Origin of the sequence: Flavobacterium sp. LC2016-13, assembly GCF_009707955.1 — a bacterium.
Classification (GTDB): domain Bacteria; phylum Bacteroidota; class Bacteroidia; order Flavobacteriales; family Flavobacteriaceae; genus Flavobacterium.
In genome coordinates, this window is the sequence record NZ_WMDQ01000009.1 from 85,427 (window position 1) to 103,689 (window position 18,263).

Consider the following 18,263-nt stretch of genomic DNA (forward strand, 5'->3'; position numbering starts at 1 on the left):
TATTGAGGGATGTATTGTAAATGAGATTATTTTATTTTTTCAAAAACAAAATGAAACCAAGAATGCTAACAATCAAAATGGTTAAAGCAGCTAAAACCATGCTAAGATCGCGAATATTTTTTCCGGCCCAATCCATAAATAAAAACTTGTGTAAAATAGCAAACGAATAACCTTCGACTACATCTGAACTTTTAATTACGGCTGCCAGTCTTGAAGTTGCCGTTTCTATAAAGTAAGTTGTTTTTTCAGGCGTGTCATAAACCAATTTTACTACTGGCAGTCTTTTGTTGACAAAACCATATTCTCTGCTTTCAAAATCAGTTAAAACTTTTGATTCTAATAGTTTTGCATTTTCTAATGATACTTCAGGTTCGTCAGCACTTTCGATCATTTCGCAGCAAGCTGCTTGCGGAGCTCCGCCTGTAAAATAATAAGCCAGATATTCAGCATATTGAAGATCAATATTTGGTGTCACTTTATTCGTTGCAGCATTAATGTAAATGACTTCTGATTTTGGATCTGCTTTTTTATTCCATTTTGAATTAGAATCTACTTTTGAAGTTTTGAATTTTCCTTTTTCAAGCAATTGACAACGGAAATAAGTCGTGTCGTTTAAAGTAATAATACTCGCATTCTGAAAACGAGTCCAGTCTAAATTCAATGCATTATTGGCTGTCGTAATTTCCTTTGTTTTAAATGTTGGTTCATAAACCATTTGTGACAAAGTGTAGGGCGTCCATTTTGTTGTTGCGTGATAAGCCCCACTAAAAGCAAAAGTCAAAGTAAAAAACGAAACCCAAATCCCAATTTGGCGATGGTATTTTCTAAGTCCTTTTTTTGGTGCTAAATGATCTGTTTTTTTAAATTGTTTCCACAACAAACCATAGATTAAGATTCCGCTCAAGGCAGAAAACCCGATAATTGACAATAAGAAAAGCATCGTAATAATTCGGATACTATTATTGGTTATCGCATCAATAAACGACCAGTTATGAAAAGTATCGAAAAACCAGATAAAAGCTTGTCTAGACGTTGGATTGTAAGTGGCTAATTTGCCAGAAGAGGTTTCTACATAAACCTGCATGGCATCATCGCGGTCAAAAGTTAATTTGTAAACAGGTAAATAACGATTTACGTATTTGTATTGTGAGGTGAATTCCGTTACAACCTCGCTATTTTTAATGGCACTTTTTTGGTCATCCAGGAAATAGCGCGAAAGCCATTCAGCATATTTTTGATCTCCATTTTCCAGCTTTTTAGCAGTTGAAGCATCAAAATAGATAAGTTCACCAAAGATTGTTTTTACCTGATAAAAAGTAGTGTTGTTGAAATAAACAATTCGGAAATTTTTGAATTGGGTGATTTCGTTTTTTTCTAAAACTTCCTGAATCGAAAAATGCAATTGGTTTTTGTCAATCGTTTGTGATTCTAATTTATCATGGGCAATTTCAGGCTTAAAAAAATGCGCCATAAAAGGATGCATCAATCCTGATAATGTCCAGAAAATTACAGGAATAATCGTGATCAAACCAATCGTACGGTGCCATTTGTACATGTGCTGTTTGATTTTCTTGACAAACTTCGAATCTTTTTTCTTAGACTTTTTTTCTTTACTCATATTCTTATGATTTAGTGCTGTTTTTTAGCCCCGATGGAGGCGATATCCTTTTTATGTCCGCCGCGGCGGACATAAAAAGATAAAGCCGAGAGCGGGATTAGCTTCTAATAATTATTATTTTATGCCACAGATTAAAATGATTAGAATGATTTTTTAAAATAATCCTTTTTAATCTGTGGCATAAAAAAATCTATTTTTTTAATGAAAAATTGTATTGTATTCCAAACACAAAAGTTCTTGGTGCTGCTGCAGTATACGTTGGTTGAGCATTTGTTGTATTGGCTCTCGAAACATTATAAGCATATAATTTATCGGTTAGGTTAAGCACGTTTCCGTAAACTTCAATTCCTTTCCATTGATATCCAATTCTGGCATTAAATATATTGTAACCGCCATATTTTACGGTATTAACCTGATCTTGGTAATAACTTCCCACAAGTTGCCATTCTACAGAAGTTCTTAGATTTGGAAGCCAGTTTGGGTAATAACTTACCTCAGAATTTCCGGACCATTTTGGTGCTGCAGGCATTTCTTTTCCATTTAAATCCTGAACTGGATCGCTTGGTTTGTCAGAAAGTTTAAAATCAATATAAGTGTGTTGCGCATAAGTTCCGCCAAGACGAATATTGAATTGTTTTGAAGGTCGGTATGAAGCTCCAAATTCAACTCCTTTATGACGTGTTTCTCCGGCTGAACGATAATCTGTTGAGTTATCCGGAAGTTTAATACTTAAAAGTTCATTTTCGCCTTCCATATAGTACAAGGCGTAATCAAAGTTTAATTTGTTTTCAAGGAAAGATAGCCATCCGCCAACTTCATAATTGTTGAATGTAGCAGGTTTCAGGTTATAATAAAAATCTGCAGGAACGCCTGTTGTTCCTCCGGTTCCTGGTTTTGTTCTAAAAATTGATGTAATTCCTGGAGGCGCAAAACCTTGAGAATAATTGCCGTAAAAGCCTGCAAATTCTACCGGATTATAATTTGCTCCCGCTTTAAAAGTCATTTTATCATACACTTTGCTTCCTGTAGATTGGTCTAAAGCATTGTCGTAATTCACTTTCATGTTGTCGTAACGACCTCCAACTGTAATAATTAATTTTTCGATGGGATTAAAACTTACTTGTGCATATCCCGCAGAGTTGAAAATGTCGGCGCTATAATCAGCTAATTTTGATTCTGGATGTTCTGCAATAATTTCATAAGAATCTACGGTTTGTTTACCAACTTCTCCCGGATTCAGATTAGCTTTTAAATCAATTACATAAGCCCAATACGTAACCGGAGAATAATCATACAGCGCGCCTGCAACAAGTTTTGTATTCAGAAAATCAAACTTTTGAGTATGCTGGCCAATGGCGCCGTAACTTTTAAAATTGTTTGAATTTACTTCGCCTTTTGCTGTTGTAGGATTTACAGTCGGGCTCCATTTAATTCCGTATGAAGGATTTTGTCCTAATTTATTATCTCTCAAATAAGCTGTAATGTAGCTGCTTGAATTAGCATTCCAATCATGCTCTAAAGTTAATCGTGTTCTTAAGGCATCAGATTTTCTATACGTGAAATCAGATGTACTTTTGTATGTTCTGTTATTAAAAGAATCTTCATTAACAGTTCCGCTCATATCTGAATAATATTTTCCATACATCGTATTGCTTATCAATCGGGTAGAAGACGAAATGTTATAGTCGATTCTTGCATTCAAATTATCTTTATTGTAATCAGAATAAGTCATCCAGCCATTTTCCTGTAAACTTGAAATTCCTGCAATATGAAAACCAACTTTCCCGATTGTTGCGCCACCGGCAGCCTGAAATCTGTGATATCCATAATTATCTGCCTGAACGCCAAATTTAAATTCAGGATCAACTGGTGGTTTTAGTGAAATTAAATTGATTGTCCCGCCAACAGCTTCCGGTCCATAAAGAGAAGAAACCGGTCCTTTTACAACTTCAATACTTTGTAAATTATATTGATTAATTTCAAGCAAAGCATTGTGATTGAAGATTCCCATTGGGCGAATTGGCAAACCGTCTTCCAGATATAAATAATAAGCATTAGTGGTCATAGGTTGACGAATCGACATCATGTGTTGTTCGTTTCCTAAGTTTACCATTAAAACACCCGGAGTTTTGTTTATGATTTCATAAACTGCCGTGGCTTTAGTTTCGTTGATTGTTTTGGCTGTTATTTTGCTAATGGCTACAGGAGTTTCCTTGCGTAAAGTTGCAGTTCTGTTGGCTGTTATAAAGACGTTTTCAAGTTCTTGCGATTTTGTTGTGTCTTTCTCTACTTTGTTTTGCGCCAAAACACATTGTCCTATGATTAATAGGATAAAGTATATTTTTTTCATTTTAGATTATATAAATTTTAAAAGTAACATGCGTTTTTTCCTGACTTTGAGACAAGAAAAAGTCTTTTCAAACGAATTGAAAAGTGTGACTGAAATTTATATAAAATAGGATGGAGGTCGGAAAGTAGCTTTCGAAACCGAAATTGGTTTTTTATCAAAAGAAGCGAAAACCTTTGCTTTTGATTCTATTAGCGTTACTAATTTAAAATTAGTTGTAGTGGTATTTTGAATGTAAACAACTTCTGCTTTTTCTTTCAGGTTGTTTTGCATCCTTTTTTCATTGTCGGCGTATTTTTTTAAACTTTTTTGAAGCTCACATCGACCGTTACACGAATTAAAAACCATTTTTCGTTGTACACAGATGGTTTTTGAAATTTCTTCCTGATTTAATTTGAAAGAAGTGTAAACAAAGAAACTGCCAAAAGAGGGCAGTAAAAGCATACAGGAAAGAAATATGATAATTAACTTTTTCAAAGCTGATTCGATGTTTCGATGCAAAAGTACATTTTATTCGTTTTAGAACGAATTTATTTTGAGGCTTTTTCAAAAAAAAATATCTCCAATAGCAATGCCATTGAAGATATTTTAGATTGACAAACCTAACAGGTTTTTAAAACCTGTTAAGTTTAATATCGAATTAGAAATATAACTTATTCTTTAACAATAACCCAAGCTCCTGAAGCTAAAAGAGTTTCTGCTTTTTTAAATTTCATTGTTTCTGTTTTACCAGTTGCAACTTCTTGTACTGTTACAGTATCATTACGATTGATTTTTGGATTATCTCTCACAATGGTTTCTGTAACCTGACGTTGTTGTGTTTCTCCAGCTTCACGATTGATGTCTTCGCTGTTTACAATTTCGTCTTTGCTTAATTTGAAGTTTTCTTTTTGACGAACTTCTCTTGCTTCGTGAATTTCAGATGTAACGTTTTGAGCTGGTAAATCACCTTTGAACAAGAATGAAATAACTTCTTTGTTTACGTTGTCTAACATTCCTCTAAACAAATTAAAAGCTTCTAATTTGTAAATAAGCAATGGATCTTTTTGCTCGTGAACGGCTAATTGAACAGATTGTTTCAATTCGTCCATTTTACGCAAGTGTTTTTTCCAGGCTTCATCAACAATAGATAAAGTGATGTTTTTCTCGAAATCAGCAATTAATTGTGTTCCTTCACTTTCGTAAGCTTTTTTCAAATCAGTAACAACATTCAAAGTTTTGATTCCGTCAGTAAACGGAACTACGATACGCTCAAAATGATTATTTGGCTCTTCGTAAACTCCTTTAATGATTGGGAAAGCTTCTCTTGCGCTTCTTTCTGTTTTTTCAGTATAGAATGCTAGAGTTTCTTTGTATATTTTTCCGGTGATTTCGATATCAGTTAATTTCAAGAAATCAGCTTCTGAAATTGGAGAAGTGATTGAGAAATAACGAATCAAATCAAATTCGAAATTTTTGAAATCGTTGATTGGTTTAGTCTGACTTACGATTAATTCGCAAGTATCATAAAGCATGTTTGCAATATCCAGTTTTAAACGCTCACCAAACAATGCGTGACGACGACGTTTGTAAACTACTTCACGTTGAGAGTTCATTACGTCATCATATTCTAATAAACGTTTACGAACACCAAAGTTGTTTTCTTCTACTTTTTTCTGAGCACGCTCGATAGATTTAGTCATCATAGAATGTTGAATAACTTCACCTTCCTGAAGTCCCATTCTGTCCATAACTTTTGCTACTCTTTCAGAACCAAATAAACGCATTAAGTTATCTTCAAGAGAAACATAAAATTGAGAACTTCCCGGATCTCCCTGACGTCCTGCACGACCACGTAACTGTCTGTCTACACGACGAGAATCATGACGTTCAGTACCCACGATTGCTAAACCTCCGGCAGCTTTTACTTCTGGAGATAATTTAATATCGGTACCACGACCAGCCATGTTTGTTGCAATGGTTACAACTCCGGCTTTTCCTGCTTCTTCTACGATTTGAGCTTCTTGTTTGTGCATTTTCGCATTCAAAACGTTATGTGTAACGCCTCTCATTTTCAACATTCGGCTCAATAATTCTGAAATCTCTACAGAAGTTGTTCCAATCAATACCGGTCTTCCTGCGTTTGATAATTCAGTAACATCTTCAATTACAGCGTTGAATTTTTCACGTGTAGTTTTGTAGATATAATCTTCTTTGTCTTGTCTTGAAATTGCACGGTTTGTTGGAATTTCAACAACGTCCAATTTATAAATTTGCCATAACTCTCCAGCTTCTGTAACCGCTGTACCTGTCATACCACCTAATTTGCTGTACATTCTGAAATAATTCTGTAATGTAACGGTTGCAAAAGTTTGTGTAGCAGCTTCGATTTTTACGTTTTCTTTAGCTTCAATCGCCTGGTGTAAACCGTCAGAATAACGACGACCATCCATGATACGACCTGTTTGCTCATCGACAATCATAATTTTGTTGTCCATGATCACATATTCTACATCTTTTTCGAATAAAGCGTAAGCTTTTAAAAGTTGTGTAAGAGTGTGTATACGCTCGCTTTTTACTCCAAAATCCTGAAATAATCTTTCTTTAGCTTCTGCTTCAGCATCTTTATCCAGTTTTTGTTTTTCGATAGCAGCGATTTCAGTTCCAATATCCGGAAGTACAAAAAAGTCAGCATCAGTATCTCCTGAAAGGTATTGAATACCGTTATCAGTCAATTCTACCTGATTATTTTTTTCTTCAATTACAAAATACAAAGCTTCATCAACTTTATGCATTTCGCGGTTGTTATCCTGCATGTATTGATTTTCGGTTTTTTGAAGCAATTGTTTAATTCCTTCTTCACTCAAAAATTTAATTAATGCTTTATTTTTAGGTAAACTTCTGTAAGCTCTTAATAATAAGAATCCACCTTCTTTAGTGTTTCCTTCTTTGATTAATTTTTTAGCTTCAGCTAAGAAACCATTTGCTAACTGACGTTGTTGACTTACTAAGTTTTCGATTTTTGGTTTCAACTCATTAAATTCGTGGCGATCTCCTTGCGGAACCGGTCCTGAAATAATAAGTGGCGTTCTTGCATCATCAATTAATACAGAATCGACCTCATCGACAATGGCGTAGTTATGTTTTCTTTGCACTAAATCGCTTGGCGAGTGTGCCATGTTATCTCTTAAATAGTCAAAACCAAATTCATTATTAGTTCCGTAAGTGATATCAGCGTCGTATGCTTTTTTTCTTTGTTCTGTACTTGGCTGGTGATTATCAATACAATCTACAGATAAACCGTGAAATTCGAATAAAGGCGCTTTCCATGTACTATCACGTTTTGCCAGGTAATCATTCACAGTTACTAAGTGAACTCCGTTTCCTGTCAAAGCGTTTAAGTAAAGAGGAAGTGTAGCAACCAATGTTTTACCTTCTCCCGTTTGCATTTCGGCAACTTTACCTTCATGCAAAACCATTCCTCCAATTAACTGAACATCATAATGAATCATGTCCCATGTAATTTCTTTACCGGCAGCATTCCATTTATTAGCCCAAACTGCTTTATCACCATCAATTGTGATATAGCTTTTTCCAGCAGAAAATTCGCGGTCTTTTGGAGTTGCAGTAACTTCAATGAAAGAGTTGTCTTTAAAACGACGAGCCGTTTCTTTAACAACAGAAAAAGCTTCAGGAAGAATTTCCAATAAAGTTTTCTCTGAGATTTCATAAGCCTCTTTTTCAAGAGTATCTATAGCATCATAAAGATCTTCTCTTTTATCGATGTCTTCGATGTTTTCTACTTCTGCTTTAAGCGAAGCAATTTTAGCATCTTTGTCAGCTCTGGCTTCTTTTATTCTTTCTTTAAAATAAACGGTTCTCGCTCTCAATTCGTCGTGAGACAAACTCATTAAGCTGGTTTCGAATGTTTTAATTTTGTTTAAATAAGGCTGTAAAGCTTTGACATCTTTTTGTGATTTATCACCTACAAAGACTTTTATAATACTGTTTATGAAACTCATGATTTATTGTATTTCTATTTTATGTAAATGTTGTATTTAGAACCAAAAAAAAAGTCTCTATGATGAGACTTTTTCCTTTGGTTTATTTTTTAATATTCATCCTCATTCCAAAGATAATCTTCGTCTGTTGGATAATCAGGCCAAATTTCTTCCATTGATTCGTATATCTCCCCTTCATCTTCGATTGACTGAAGGTTTTCTACTACTTCTAATGGAGCACCAGCTCTAATAGCGTAGTCAATAAGTTCGTCTTTGTTAGCAGGCCATGGCGCATCACTTAAATAAGATGCTAATTCTAATGTCCAATACATCTGTTATCTGTTTAGTTTGTGCAAAAATAAATTTTTTACTGAAAAAGACAAGTAAATTTTGATTTATTTTAAGAAAATTTAAGAACGTCCTTATTAATTGCAGATTTTAGATTGTTGATTTTAGATTGATGAATCCTTAAAAATCTAAAATCTGTCCAGTCCCGAAGTTTCGGGATCGGGGCTAAAATCTATAATTTTACTTTCTCGGAATCCATTTCACTTCATCCGCTTTTAAGTCTGACGACAACTTCCGTGCCAAGACAAAAAGGTAGTCAGAAAGTCGGTTTAAGTACTTAATTGCGATTTCAGGAACGTGTTCATTATGGCTTAAATGTACTGCCAAACGCTCTGCACGACGGCAAATGCATCTTGCGATATGACAATGTGACACAGTTGGGTGTCCTCCGGGTAAAACAAAATGAGTCATTTGCGGAAGGCTTTCTTCCATTTTATCTATTTCGTTTTCTAATAATTCAATATCAGTATCAATTATTCCAAGGTTTTTTAATCGGAGTTCTCCGTTTTTTAAAACCTCTTTTTCTGCCGGAGTTGCCAAAATAGCGCCAACAGTAAATAAACGATCCTGAATTTCGATTAAGATAGTTTTATAATGCGAATCAATTTCCTGATCGCGAATAAGTCCTATATAAGAGTTTAATTCGTCGACAGTTCCGTAACTATCAATTCTAATATGATCTTTAGGAACGCGTGTGCCTCCAAAAAGAGCTGTTGTTCCTTTATCTCCGGTTTTTGTATATACTTTCATTTTTTTTGAGGTTCTAAGTTGCTAAGGTTCTGAGGAACTAAGTTTTTCAGATTTAGAAAACAATCTAAAATCTAAAATTCAGCAATCTAAAATTATTTTGTTGTGTCACTTTCAATCAATCCGTCTCTTAAACGAATAACGCGATGTGCATAAGCAGCAATATCTTCTTCGTGAGTTACAAGAATTACAGTGTTTCCCAATGCATGAATATCTCCAAATAGTTTCATGATTTCTACAGAAGTTTTGCTGTCTAAGTTTCCTGTTGGTTCATCGGCAAGAATAATAGAAGGTTTATTAACCAAAGCACGTGCAATTGCCACACGCTGGCGTTGTCCTCCCGAAAGCTGATTGGGTTGATGATCCATTCTGTCGGCAAGATTTACCTGAGTCAAAACTTCTACAGCTCTTGTGTTACGTTCAGATTTTGAATATCCGGCATAAATCATTGGTAAAGCTACATTATCTAAAGCAGTAGTTCTTGGCAAAAGATTAAAAGTCTGAAAAACAAAACCAATTTCTTTATTTCGAATTCCGGCCAATTCATCATCTTTCATCTGGCTGACATCTTTTCCGTTTAAAACATAATGTCCGGAAGTTGGCGTATCCAAACAACCTAATAAATTCATTAAAGTCGATTTTCCGGATCCCGAAGGTCCCATTAAAGCTACATATTCGCCTTTTTTTATTTCTAAATCAATTCCTTTTAAAACATAAACGATTTCATTACCAAGTACAAAATTTCGTTTTATGTCAGTTATTTTAATTAATGGATTTGCCATTTCGTTTTTCAATTTTGGATTTAAAAGTACAAAACACTTTTCAATAATTTAATAAGTAGTGGGGAATTGATTTTTGTTACAAGAATCAGGTGTTACGAAGTTCATTTTTTTATAAATAAGGTTTTGTTATAAAATTATATTCTAATTCAAAGAAAAAGTTGTTATATGATTTTAATATGTTTTTATATAATTATCATATTTTATAATTTTTATTAAATTATTTTTATTTTAAGTATTAAATTTTTAATTATAATTTATAATTATTCATTTTTTTAACTATATTTGTCTTATAACTTTTAAAAATCAAGATTATGAAAAACATACAAATTTTATCAGGAATTGCATTAATTGCATTAAGTTTTACATCATGTAAAGACGAAAAACAAGAACAGGCTAAAAAAACAATCGATGCATACGTAACGTATGTCGATTCTGTAAAAAATGTGAAAGCTGACGATTTGAAAGCAGATTGGAAAGATGTTGAAGCTGAATACGACAGAAGAGCAGCAAATGCACAATTAGCACTTGCAGATATTAAAGACAATGCAGCTGAAACTGAAAGAATAAATACGAGTAAAACTAAATACGAAGAATTTAAAAACGAAATGACGGTTAAACTAGCTCCGCCGGTAACTCCAAAACAACAATTGCGTAATGCATTATTTGGAGAAGGAAAAATTGGTGAGGATATGAGTTTTGCATGGGTTAATGCTCAAAATATTCATAGTGTTTATCAACAATTCGTTCATACTGTAGAAAATAATAAAGACAGTTATTCTCGTGAAGACTGGGATGAAATTAAATTAATGTACGAAGCACTTGACAGCCGTAAAAATACGGTTGAAAAAGAAGGTTTGACAGCTGAAGATAACAGAAAAATCGCAGGGTTAAAAATCAAATTTGCTCCAATGTATACTTTAAACAGAATGGGAGCTAAGTCTGAAGAAACTGCTGCTGCTAAAAAATAAGGTTAAATTTGAAATTAGATTTTAAAAATGACAATCAGAAATGGTTGTCATTTTTTTATGTTTTAATATGAAATATGTCTCGTTCTGAAATTTATTTGATGATTAGTTTTTCAAGCCTTGCTGTCATTTCATCTTTCTCTTTCAGCATACGTTCATACAGTGCAATTTTTTCTTCATGCAATTGGATAATCTTTTCAATTGGATTGTAGTTATTAATTATTAATTATTAATGTGCTATCACTAAAAGTATTAGCAATAATATTTAATGCCTGATCTTGATCAAAATTTTGAAAAGCTTCAACAGGAATTTTCAAAGAATTAGATATTTGTCTTAGTAGATTATCTTCAATTACATCTTTCTGTTCCAGTATAGAAATTTTCTTTTGGTTCCAGTCTTCTCCCAAATCATAAGCCAGTGCTTCCTGTTTAATACCAAGCATTTCTCTGAAGCGTTTTACGTTTCTTCCCTGATGAATTTTCTGTTCCATAATGAGTGTCATTTTTCTGAAGGTTCAAAGATAAAGCTATCTGTACTAAAAAATCTGAATTTCAAAGATAAAAAAACATCTCAGAAAAATCTTTTTTTGTCAGATATTATGCCCGAATTACAAAATGTTCTTTTTCCTGTTCCCTTCTAAAGAAAACAAATCCCCACTGAAAAGTATCTATGGTAACGGTAACTTTCGGATGATTTTTAATAATTCCCCAGGCTTCTTCCATTTCTGCAGACCAATGAATATCATCAAATATCCAAACAGAATCGTTGTCTATAGTTGGTAATAAAAGATCAAAATAAGCTAGAGTTGCTTTTTTAGAATGATTGCCGTCGAAATAAATCAGGTTGAAATTTAAGCTTTCAGGTTTCAGGTTACTTAAATACTGCTGAAACTCTGAGATTATATTTTCTACATTCTCACAACTAAATTTGTGAAGTTGGTTTTTTGCTACTGAAGCCGTTTGTGGACAACCTTCTAATGTAATTACTTTTGCGTTTACATTTCCCAAGGCGAGGGCAGAAGTGGCCAAGCCTAACGAAGTTCCTATTTCCAGAATGTTTGCAGGTTCAAAATAACGAGTTACCCGAAACAATAATTCTGCTCGTTTTGGAGAAATTCCGGCAGTTTGGGCAATCTTTGAAATTTGTCTTTTATTAGATTTAAAAACTCTTGAACCCGCACCAAAATCTGTTACTTCGATAAAATTTTTATTTTCTAAAAGAGATTTTCTGTAATTCCTTAAAATCAAATATTCCTGCTTTTGTTTTTTATCATAAAAACATTTCGTCAACAAATTAAAGACAAAAGGCGAATGTACGGCATGTTCGTTTTTAGAATGCCATAAGAATTTTAGATATGATTTTATTTGAAATAACATTTACAGTCTCAATTTTAGATTTCAGTTTTAGATTTCAGTCTCAGTATTAGTTACGTTTTGGGCCATAGCAAGTTCAAATGATTTTTTATAAGCTAATAATTCTTTAAAATCCATTATTTATTTTTTGCAATGATATTAAAAAAAATAGGAAAAAACTTATTTTTTATAAAATAATTATTGCGAAAAATAAAAAACTGAAAACTGTTACTGAGACTGAAAACTAATAACTATCCTTCTATTTTAGCTGAAAGTTCAAACCAACGCTCTTCTTTTTGATCTATTTTATTGATAATATTCTGTAGTTCGTTTGCTTTTTTCTCGATATCGGCATCAGCTACTTTTCCTTCAGAGAATAATTGTTCGATTTTAGTTTTATCAATTTCTAAATCTTTTATTTCTCTTTCTAGTTTTTGATATTCTTTTTGCTCGTTAAAAGTTAAATTTCCTGTTGGGTTATTTTGTTTCCAATCTTTCTTTTCGGCTTTGTTTTCTTCTTTTTGAGCAACATCGGCACTATCTTCATAAGCTCTGAAATCAGAATAGTTTCCTGGGAAATTCTCGATTTCACCATTTCCTCTAAAAACAAATAAGTGATCGACAATTTTATCCATAAAATAACGGTCGTGAGAAACGACCAATAAACATCCTGGATAATCTAAAAGAAAGCTTTCTAAGACGTTTAGCGTTACAATGTCTAAATCGTTAGTTGGCTCATCCAAAATTAAAAAGTTTGGATTCTGGATTAAAACAGTACATAAATACAAACGCTTTAATTCTCCTCCACTTAATTTTTCGACAAAATCATATTGTTTTTTAGCATCAAAAAGAAAACGTTCTAATAATTGTGAAGCCGAAATCATTCTGCCTTTTGCAAGCGGAATAAATTCTCCGTATTCTTTAATAATATCAATTACACGCTGATTTGGTTTCGGGTTGATTCCTGTTTGTGTATAATAACCAATTTTTATGGTTTCTCCTTTTACCACACGACCACTATCGAGCGAAAGTGTTCCCGTAAGAAGATTTAAAAAAGTAGATTTTCCGGTTCCGTTTTTACCAATAATACCGATACGTTCTCCACGTTGAAAATCGAAGCTAAAATTATCCAGAATAACGTGATCTTTAAATTTTTTGGAGATTTTGTGAAGCTCGATAATCTTGCTTCCCATACGTTCCATATTAATTTCAAGTTCAACTTTATTTTCACGACGACGGCTTTGTGCTTTTTCTTTAATTACATAAAAATCATCCTGACGTGATTTCGATTTAGTCGTTCTTGCTTTTGGCTGACGGCGCATCCATTCTAATTCTTTTACAAATAAGTTTTTAGCTTTGTCAACGCTCGCATTTTCAGAGGTAATTCGCTCTTCTTTTTTCTCTAAATAATAAGAGTAATTTCCTTTATATTGGTATAATTTTCCGTTGTCTAACTCGATAATTTCATTGCAAACACGTTCTAAAAAGAAACGGTCGTGCGTTACCATAAACAATGTAATATTTTCTTTGGCAAAATAACTTTCTAACCATTCAATCATTTCAAGATCTAAGTGGTTGGTTGGCTCATCAAGAATTAATAAATCAGGGCGATTGATCAAAATAATGGCTAATGAAAGACGTTTTTTTTGTCCTCCTGAAAGATTTTTCACTTTAAGTTTAAAATCTTCCAGTTTTAATTTGAATAGAATTTGTTTGTATTGCGTTTCAAAATCCCATGCATTATGCTGGTCCATTCCGTCAAAAGCTTTTTGGTAAGCCTCTTCATCATCAGGGTTTTCTAATGCTTTTTCGTATTTCTCAATAACCTTTAAAGTCTCATTATCTGAAGCGAAAATACTTTCTTCAATAGTCAATTCTTCTTGTAAATTGTTGTTTTGAGAAAGAAAAGCCATTTTGATACCTTTTCTTAGAACTACTTGTCCTGTATCTGGTTCGTCTAAACCATTAATAATGCTCATTATGGTTGTTTTACCAGAACCATTTTTGGCAATAAAAGCGATTTTTTGGTCTTTATTAATTCCGAATGAAATGTTGTCAAATAATGTTTTCTCACCAAACGACTTCGATATATTTTCTACAGATAAGTAATTCACTTTGTAAATTATAAGTTATAAATTATAAGTTATGAATGTTTTAAAAACAGAACTTTTTGCAAAAGTAAACTATTATATTGCGATTTGCGAATTATTTATGGAGATAAGAATTCAACACAGGACTTAAATCAAAATGATGAATCTGTTGAGGAATATTCAAAACAGGTTTTCGAACCAAAGATTCATTGGTCAAATAATAATGCAAGCCGTCTCTTGTTGCTATTCCTTCTATTTGATGAAAAGAAAGCTGAAGATCAATCTTTCGTTTATTTCCGGAGAGAAAATCGTGATTATTAAAAGCGTATAAAAGATATATAAAAGGTTTTCCAATTTTTGAATAACCACATAGCGCAACAAGTCTTTTATCTTCCAGATAAGCAGCGCCGGTTACGAGTCCTTTTAGATTAAGAGTTACTTTGAAGTTTGCAATATGATTTCCTGCTTGTTTAGATAATGCATAAATACTGGTTTTAGAAGATTTCCATTGTTTAGTAAACAAATAAATACTGTCCTTTGAAACAATAAAAGCTTCACAATCAAAATTAGTAGTGTTTGGTTTTTTTAAATTGAAATCTGTCTGATCAGAATAATTGAATGAAATGGTTTCTATGACTGGGTTTCCTTCTAAAAATGATTTTTTTTCGATTTTTAAAATTTGTAAATTAACTCTGTTTCCTGAATAATTATTTCCAAAATCCCCAATATATAAATACGAACTGTCTTGTGAAATTTCTTCCCAGTCGTGATTTATTGCATTATTCAAAATTATTCTTTTTCTGATTTTCCCTAAAGAATCCAAACCGTAAATAGTTTTATCATGATCGTCATTGTGGGTCCAAAATAGTTCATCAAAATAAAGTAAGCCAGAGGTTTCTTTAATAGAATCGCTGAGGTTTTTCGAATACTGAGGTTTTATTTTAAGGGATTTATAATTACAAGATCCGTCATTTACTATTGCTGTCGAATTATAATTCTTAGATAAAAAATCGGTACAACCTTTAAGCTGAGCATAGGTTGGCATAACAACTATCAAGAAAAAGAATACTATTTTGTTCATTTTTTTTAAATTCTATATCCTTGATAAAAGTAGTCTTTTAGAATATATCTTGTTTTGTAAGAATGAAATATTAGATATCTTAAAAAATTTAGATATAATTAACATCTTAGAAACTATCAGGTTTTTATTGTATTAAAATAAGACATTTTCATCTTTTACGTTTTTAACAAAGAACTTCATACATTACTTTTGCAAAAAATATAACGGTAAATTATTATAAATACATGCGTATTTGTTTGATTTTTAGTAAATTGCAGTATTGTTTTTGAGATTTTGTAAATTTATTTGTGTTTTTCCTGATATTTCCTGACTCAACAGTATGTGAGTTGGAACAGCGAAGCTGTGCTTAGAGTTATAAAATGAATTATTTAATCAATAATGTAAGATTATGAAAATAGGAATCACCTTTAGTGCTTTTGATTTATTGCACGCCGGTCATATTAAAATGTTAGAAGAGGCAAAATTACAATGTGATTATTTAATTGTAGGATTACAGACCGATCCAACATTGGATCGTCCAGAAAAAAATAGCCCAACACAAACAGTAGTCGAAAGATATATTCAGCTTAAAGGGTGTAAATTTGTAGATGAAATAGTTCCTTATGCAACTGAACAGGATCTAAATGATATATTAAGATCTTTTAAAATTGATGTTCGTATTTTAGGCGATGAGTATAAAGAAAAGGATTTTACCGGACGTACTTATTGTGAAGAAAAAGGAATAGAACTTTATTATAACGTGCGCGATCACCGTTTTTCAAGCAGTGGTTTACGCAAAGAAGTTGCTTTTAGAGAATTGTCATTAGCTAAATAATTTTTTTAAAATAAAAGATGAATAAAAACACTAAGATTTATATTGCAGGTCATAATGGGATGGTAGGCAGCGCCATTTGGAGAACATTGTCGGATCAAGGATTTAGTAATTTAATAGGTGTTTCGAGTAAAGAATTAGACCTTAGAAATCAACAAGCTGTTCGCGATTTTGTTGCAAAAGAAAATCCCGAAGTTATTATAGATGCTGCCGCACGTGTTGGCGGAATTTTAGCCAACAATGATTTTCCGTATCAGTTTATTATGGAAAACATGCAAATTCAGAATAATCTAATCGATTCTGCTTTGCAAAATGGAGTAGATAAATTTATTTTTTTAGGCAGCTCGTGTATTTATCCAAAATTAGCTCCACAACCCCTAAAAGAAGAATATCTACTCACAGATACTCTTGAACCAACAAATGAATGGTATGCTATTGCTAAAATTACCGGCGTGAAAACATGTCAGGCAATTAGAAACCAATTCGGAAAAGATTATGTAAGCCTTATGCCGACCAATCTATACGGAACATTCGACAACTTTGATTTAAACACGTCTCATGTTTTACCTGCCATGATACGAAAATTTCATGAAGCAAAAGAAAACAATCACGCTCCGGTGACTTTATGGGGAAGCGGTTTGCCAATGCGCGAATTTTTATTTGTAGACGATATGGCGAAAGCAGTAGTTTTCGCTTTAGAAAATAAATTACCGGATTATTTATACAACGTAGGAACTGGTGAAGATTTGACAATTAAAGAACTAGCAGAAACTATTCAGAAAATTATTGGTCACAAGGGAGAAATTATTTGGGACGCTACCAAGCCAGATGGAACACCAAGAAAATTAATGGATGTTTCTAAAATGCATGATTTGGGATGGAAACACCAAGTTAAATTACAAGATGGAATTCAAAAAACATACGATTGGTTTTTAAAAAACATACAAAATTTTAAACAAGTAAAATTATAAGAGATTTTAGAATCTTATAGATATAAAAAAAATATGAAAGTAGCATTTATAACTGGAGTAACAGGACAAGACGGCGCTTATTTAAGTGAATTTTTACTTAAAAAAGGATATAAAGTTCATGGTTTAAAAAGACGTTCGTCATTATTTAATACAGAAAGAATTGATCATTTATATCAAGATCCACATGTAGATCACCGTAATTTTTATTTGCATTATGGAGATATGACTGATAGTACAAATTTAATTCGTCTGATTAAAGAAATTCAACCTGATGAAATCTACAATTTGGCAGCAATGAGTCACGTAGGAGTTTCTTTTGAAACACCAGAATATACGGGTAATGCTGACGGATTAGGAACACTACGTATTTTAGATGCTGTTCGTTTATTAGGAATGGAAAAGAAAGTTCGTATTTATCAGGCCTCGACATCTGAATTATATGGAAAAGTTCAGGAGATACCTCAATCTGAAAAGACACCTTTTTATCCACGCTCACCATACGCAGTAGCCAAAATGTATGCCTTTTGGATTACAGTAAATTACAGAGAAGCTTATGGAATGTATGCTTGCAATGGTATTTTATTTAATCATGAATCTCCAATTCGTGGAGAAACTTTTGTAACCAGAAAAATTACAAGGGCAGCCGCAAGAATCGCATTAGGTTTACAAGATAAATTGTATTTGGGAAATTTAGATGCAAAAAGAGATTGGGGACACGCAAAGGATTACGTTCGTATGATGTGGATGATTTTGCAGGCCGAAGAACCTGAAGACTGGGTCATTGCAACTGGAAAAACTACAGCAGTAAGAGATTTTGTTCGTATGAGTTTTGCCGAAGCAGGTATTGAACTTGAATTTAAAGGCGAAGGATCTGAAGAAAAAGGGTATGTAAAATCGTGTAGCAATCCTGAATTTCAAGTAGAAATTGGTAAAGAAGTTCTCGCTGTTGATCCGAAATACTTTAGACCAACTGAAGTTGATTTGTTAATTGGTGATCCAACAAAAGCAAAAACAAAATTAGGATGGGAATGTAAATATGATTTACAATCACTTATTAAGGATATGATGCAAAGCGATTTAAAATTGATGCAGAAAGACCAGTATTTAAAAGATGGTGGTTATAGAACGTTAAATTATTTCGAGTAATATTTTATCAAATTTCATATACTG

The 18,263-nt window shown here is 32.8% G+C and carries 14 protein-coding genes and 1 pseudogene; 4 read left to right on the top strand and 11 right to left on the bottom strand.

Annotation, left to right across the window (positions count from 1 at the left end; all coding sequences use genetic code 11):
* Positions 1-31: 31 nt before the first annotated feature.
* The 7 genes from GKZ86_RS17940 to GKZ86_RS17970 all read right to left on the bottom strand — a co-directional run bounded on the left by GKZ86_RS17940 (position 32) and on the right by GKZ86_RS17970 (position 9,822).
* Complete coding sequence (locus GKZ86_RS17940) at positions 32-1,618, bottom strand: PepSY-associated TM helix domain-containing protein (protein ID WP_154784439.1); 1,587 nt, start codon at positions 1,616-1,618, stop codon at positions 32-34.
* A gap of 190 nt (positions 1,619-1,808) precedes the next feature.
* Positions 1,809-3,968: a TonB-dependent receptor gene (locus GKZ86_RS17945; RefSeq protein WP_154784440.1), complete on the bottom strand. Its 2,160-nt coding sequence runs from the start codon at positions 3,966-3,968 to the stop codon at positions 1,809-1,811.
* Positions 3,969-4,064: 96 nt separating this feature from the next.
* A complete protein-coding gene (locus GKZ86_RS25475; RefSeq protein ID WP_228526602.1) occupies positions 4,065-4,238 on the bottom strand; it encodes a hypothetical protein in 174 nt (57 codons plus the stop codon).
* Between the two features lie 380 nt (positions 4,239-4,618).
* Positions 4,619-7,966, bottom strand: a complete 3,348-nt coding sequence (gene secA / locus GKZ86_RS17955) for a preprotein translocase subunit SecA (RefSeq protein ID WP_154784442.1) — start codon at positions 7,964-7,966, stop codon at positions 4,619-4,621.
* 89 nt (positions 7,967-8,055) lie between these two features.
* Positions 8,056-8,277, bottom strand: coding sequence for a DUF2795 domain-containing protein (locus GKZ86_RS17960; protein WP_007138072.1), 222 nt, complete (start codon positions 8,275-8,277; stop codon positions 8,056-8,058).
* Between the two features lie 196 nt (positions 8,278-8,473).
* On the bottom strand, positions 8,474-9,043 hold the full coding sequence (locus tag GKZ86_RS17965; protein ID WP_154784443.1) for a cob(I)yrinic acid a,c-diamide adenosyltransferase: 570 nt from the start codon (positions 9,041-9,043) through the stop codon (positions 8,474-8,476).
* A gap of 92 nt (positions 9,044-9,135) precedes the next feature.
* Entirely contained in the window at positions 9,136-9,822 is a 687-nt protein-coding gene (locus tag GKZ86_RS17970; protein ID WP_154784444.1) for an ABC transporter ATP-binding protein, read from the bottom strand.
* Positions 9,823-10,133: 311 nt separating this feature from the next.
* On the opposite strand from GKZ86_RS17970, the gene GKZ86_RS17975 reads away from it, so the two are divergent.
* Positions 10,134-10,790, top strand: coding sequence for a DUF6565 domain-containing protein (locus tag GKZ86_RS17975; RefSeq protein ID WP_154784445.1), 657 nt, complete (start codon positions 10,134-10,136; stop codon positions 10,788-10,790).
* Between the two features lie 91 nt (positions 10,791-10,881).
* On the opposite strand, the pseudogene GKZ86_RS17980 reads toward GKZ86_RS17975, so the two are convergent.
* The 4 genes and pseudogenes from GKZ86_RS17980 to GKZ86_RS17995 all read right to left on the bottom strand — a co-directional run bounded on the left by GKZ86_RS17980 (position 10,882) and on the right by GKZ86_RS17995 (position 15,311).
* Positions 10,882-11,278 (bottom strand): annotated as a pseudogene (locus GKZ86_RS17980) (XRE family transcriptional regulator).
* A gap of 106 nt (positions 11,279-11,384) precedes the next feature.
* Entirely contained in the window at positions 11,385-12,164 is a 780-nt protein-coding gene (locus GKZ86_RS17985; RefSeq protein WP_154784446.1) for an O-methyltransferase, read from the bottom strand.
* Between the two features lie 227 nt (positions 12,165-12,391).
* Positions 12,392-14,254, bottom strand: coding sequence for an ABC-F family ATP-binding cassette domain-containing protein (locus GKZ86_RS17990; RefSeq protein WP_194632550.1), 1,863 nt, complete (start codon positions 14,252-14,254; stop codon positions 12,392-12,394).
* A gap of 91 nt (positions 14,255-14,345) precedes the next feature.
* Complete coding sequence (locus GKZ86_RS17995) at positions 14,346-15,311, bottom strand: T9SS C-terminal target domain-containing protein (protein ID WP_154784447.1); 966 nt, start codon at positions 15,309-15,311, stop codon at positions 14,346-14,348.
* Positions 15,312-15,699: 388 nt separating this feature from the next.
* Here GKZ86_RS17995 and GKZ86_RS18000 point away from each other — a divergent pair, with 388 nt between their 5' ends.
* The 3 genes from GKZ86_RS18000 to gmd are packed head-to-tail and all read left to right on the top strand — an operon-like array spanning position 15,700 to position 18,239.
* Complete coding sequence (locus tag GKZ86_RS18000; RefSeq protein ID WP_154784448.1) at positions 15,700-16,125, top strand: adenylyltransferase/cytidyltransferase family protein; 426 nt, start codon at positions 15,700-15,702, stop codon at positions 16,123-16,125.
* A gap of 17 nt (positions 16,126-16,142) precedes the next feature.
* Positions 16,143-17,093 (top strand): GDP-L-fucose synthase, encoded by a 951-nt coding sequence (locus GKZ86_RS18005; protein ID WP_154784449.1) that lies wholly within the window; start codon positions 16,143-16,145, stop codon positions 17,091-17,093.
* A gap of 33 nt (positions 17,094-17,126) precedes the next feature.
* Entirely contained in the window at positions 17,127-18,239 is a 1,113-nt protein-coding gene (gene gmd / locus GKZ86_RS18010; RefSeq protein WP_154784450.1) for a GDP-mannose 4,6-dehydratase, read from the top strand.
* Positions 18,240-18,263: the final 24 nt, after the last annotated feature.

What these genes read in the sequence shown, in the direction of transcription:
- GKZ86_RS17970 (WP_154784444.1), bottom strand. Translation starts at nt 9,822, where the DNA reads ATGGCAAATCCATTAATTAAAATAACTGACATAAAACGAAATTTTGTA.
- GKZ86_RS25475 (WP_228526602.1), bottom strand. Translation starts at nt 4,238, where the DNA reads ATGCAAAACAACCTGAAAGAAAAAGCAGAAGTTGTTTACATTCAAAAT.
- GKZ86_RS18000 (WP_154784448.1), top strand. Translation starts at nt 15,700, where the DNA reads ATGAAAATAGGAATCACCTTTAGTGCTTTTGATTTATTGCACGCCGGT.
- GKZ86_RS17945 (WP_154784440.1), bottom strand. Translation starts at nt 3,968, where the DNA reads ATGAAAAAAATATACTTTATCCTATTAATCATAGGACAATGTGTTTTG.
- GKZ86_RS17940 (WP_154784439.1), bottom strand. Translation starts at nt 1,618, where the DNA reads ATGAGTAAAGAAAAAAAGTCTAAGAAAAAAGATTCGAAGTTTGTCAAG.
- GKZ86_RS17985 (WP_154784446.1), bottom strand. Translation starts at nt 12,164, where the DNA reads ATGTTATTTCAAATAAAATCATATCTAAAATTCTTATGGCATTCTAAA.
- GKZ86_RS17965 (WP_154784443.1), bottom strand. Translation starts at nt 9,043, where the DNA reads ATGAAAGTATATACAAAAACCGGAGATAAAGGAACAACAGCTCTTTTT.
- GKZ86_RS17995 (WP_154784447.1), bottom strand. Translation starts at nt 15,311, where the DNA reads ATGAACAAAATAGTATTCTTTTTCTTGATAGTTGTTATGCCAACCTAT.
- GKZ86_RS17975 (WP_154784445.1), top strand. Translation starts at nt 10,134, where the DNA reads ATGAAAAACATACAAATTTTATCAGGAATTGCATTAATTGCATTAAGT.
- secA (WP_154784442.1), bottom strand. Translation starts at nt 7,966, where the DNA reads ATGAGTTTCATAAACAGTATTATAAAAGTCTTTGTAGGTGATAAATCA.
- GKZ86_RS18005 (WP_154784449.1), top strand. Translation starts at nt 16,143, where the DNA reads ATGAATAAAAACACTAAGATTTATATTGCAGGTCATAATGGGATGGTA.
- GKZ86_RS17960 (WP_007138072.1), bottom strand. Translation starts at nt 8,277, where the DNA reads ATGTATTGGACATTAGAATTAGCATCTTATTTAAGTGATGCGCCATGG.
- gmd (WP_154784450.1), top strand. Translation starts at nt 17,127, where the DNA reads ATGAAAGTAGCATTTATAACTGGAGTAACAGGACAAGACGGCGCTTAT.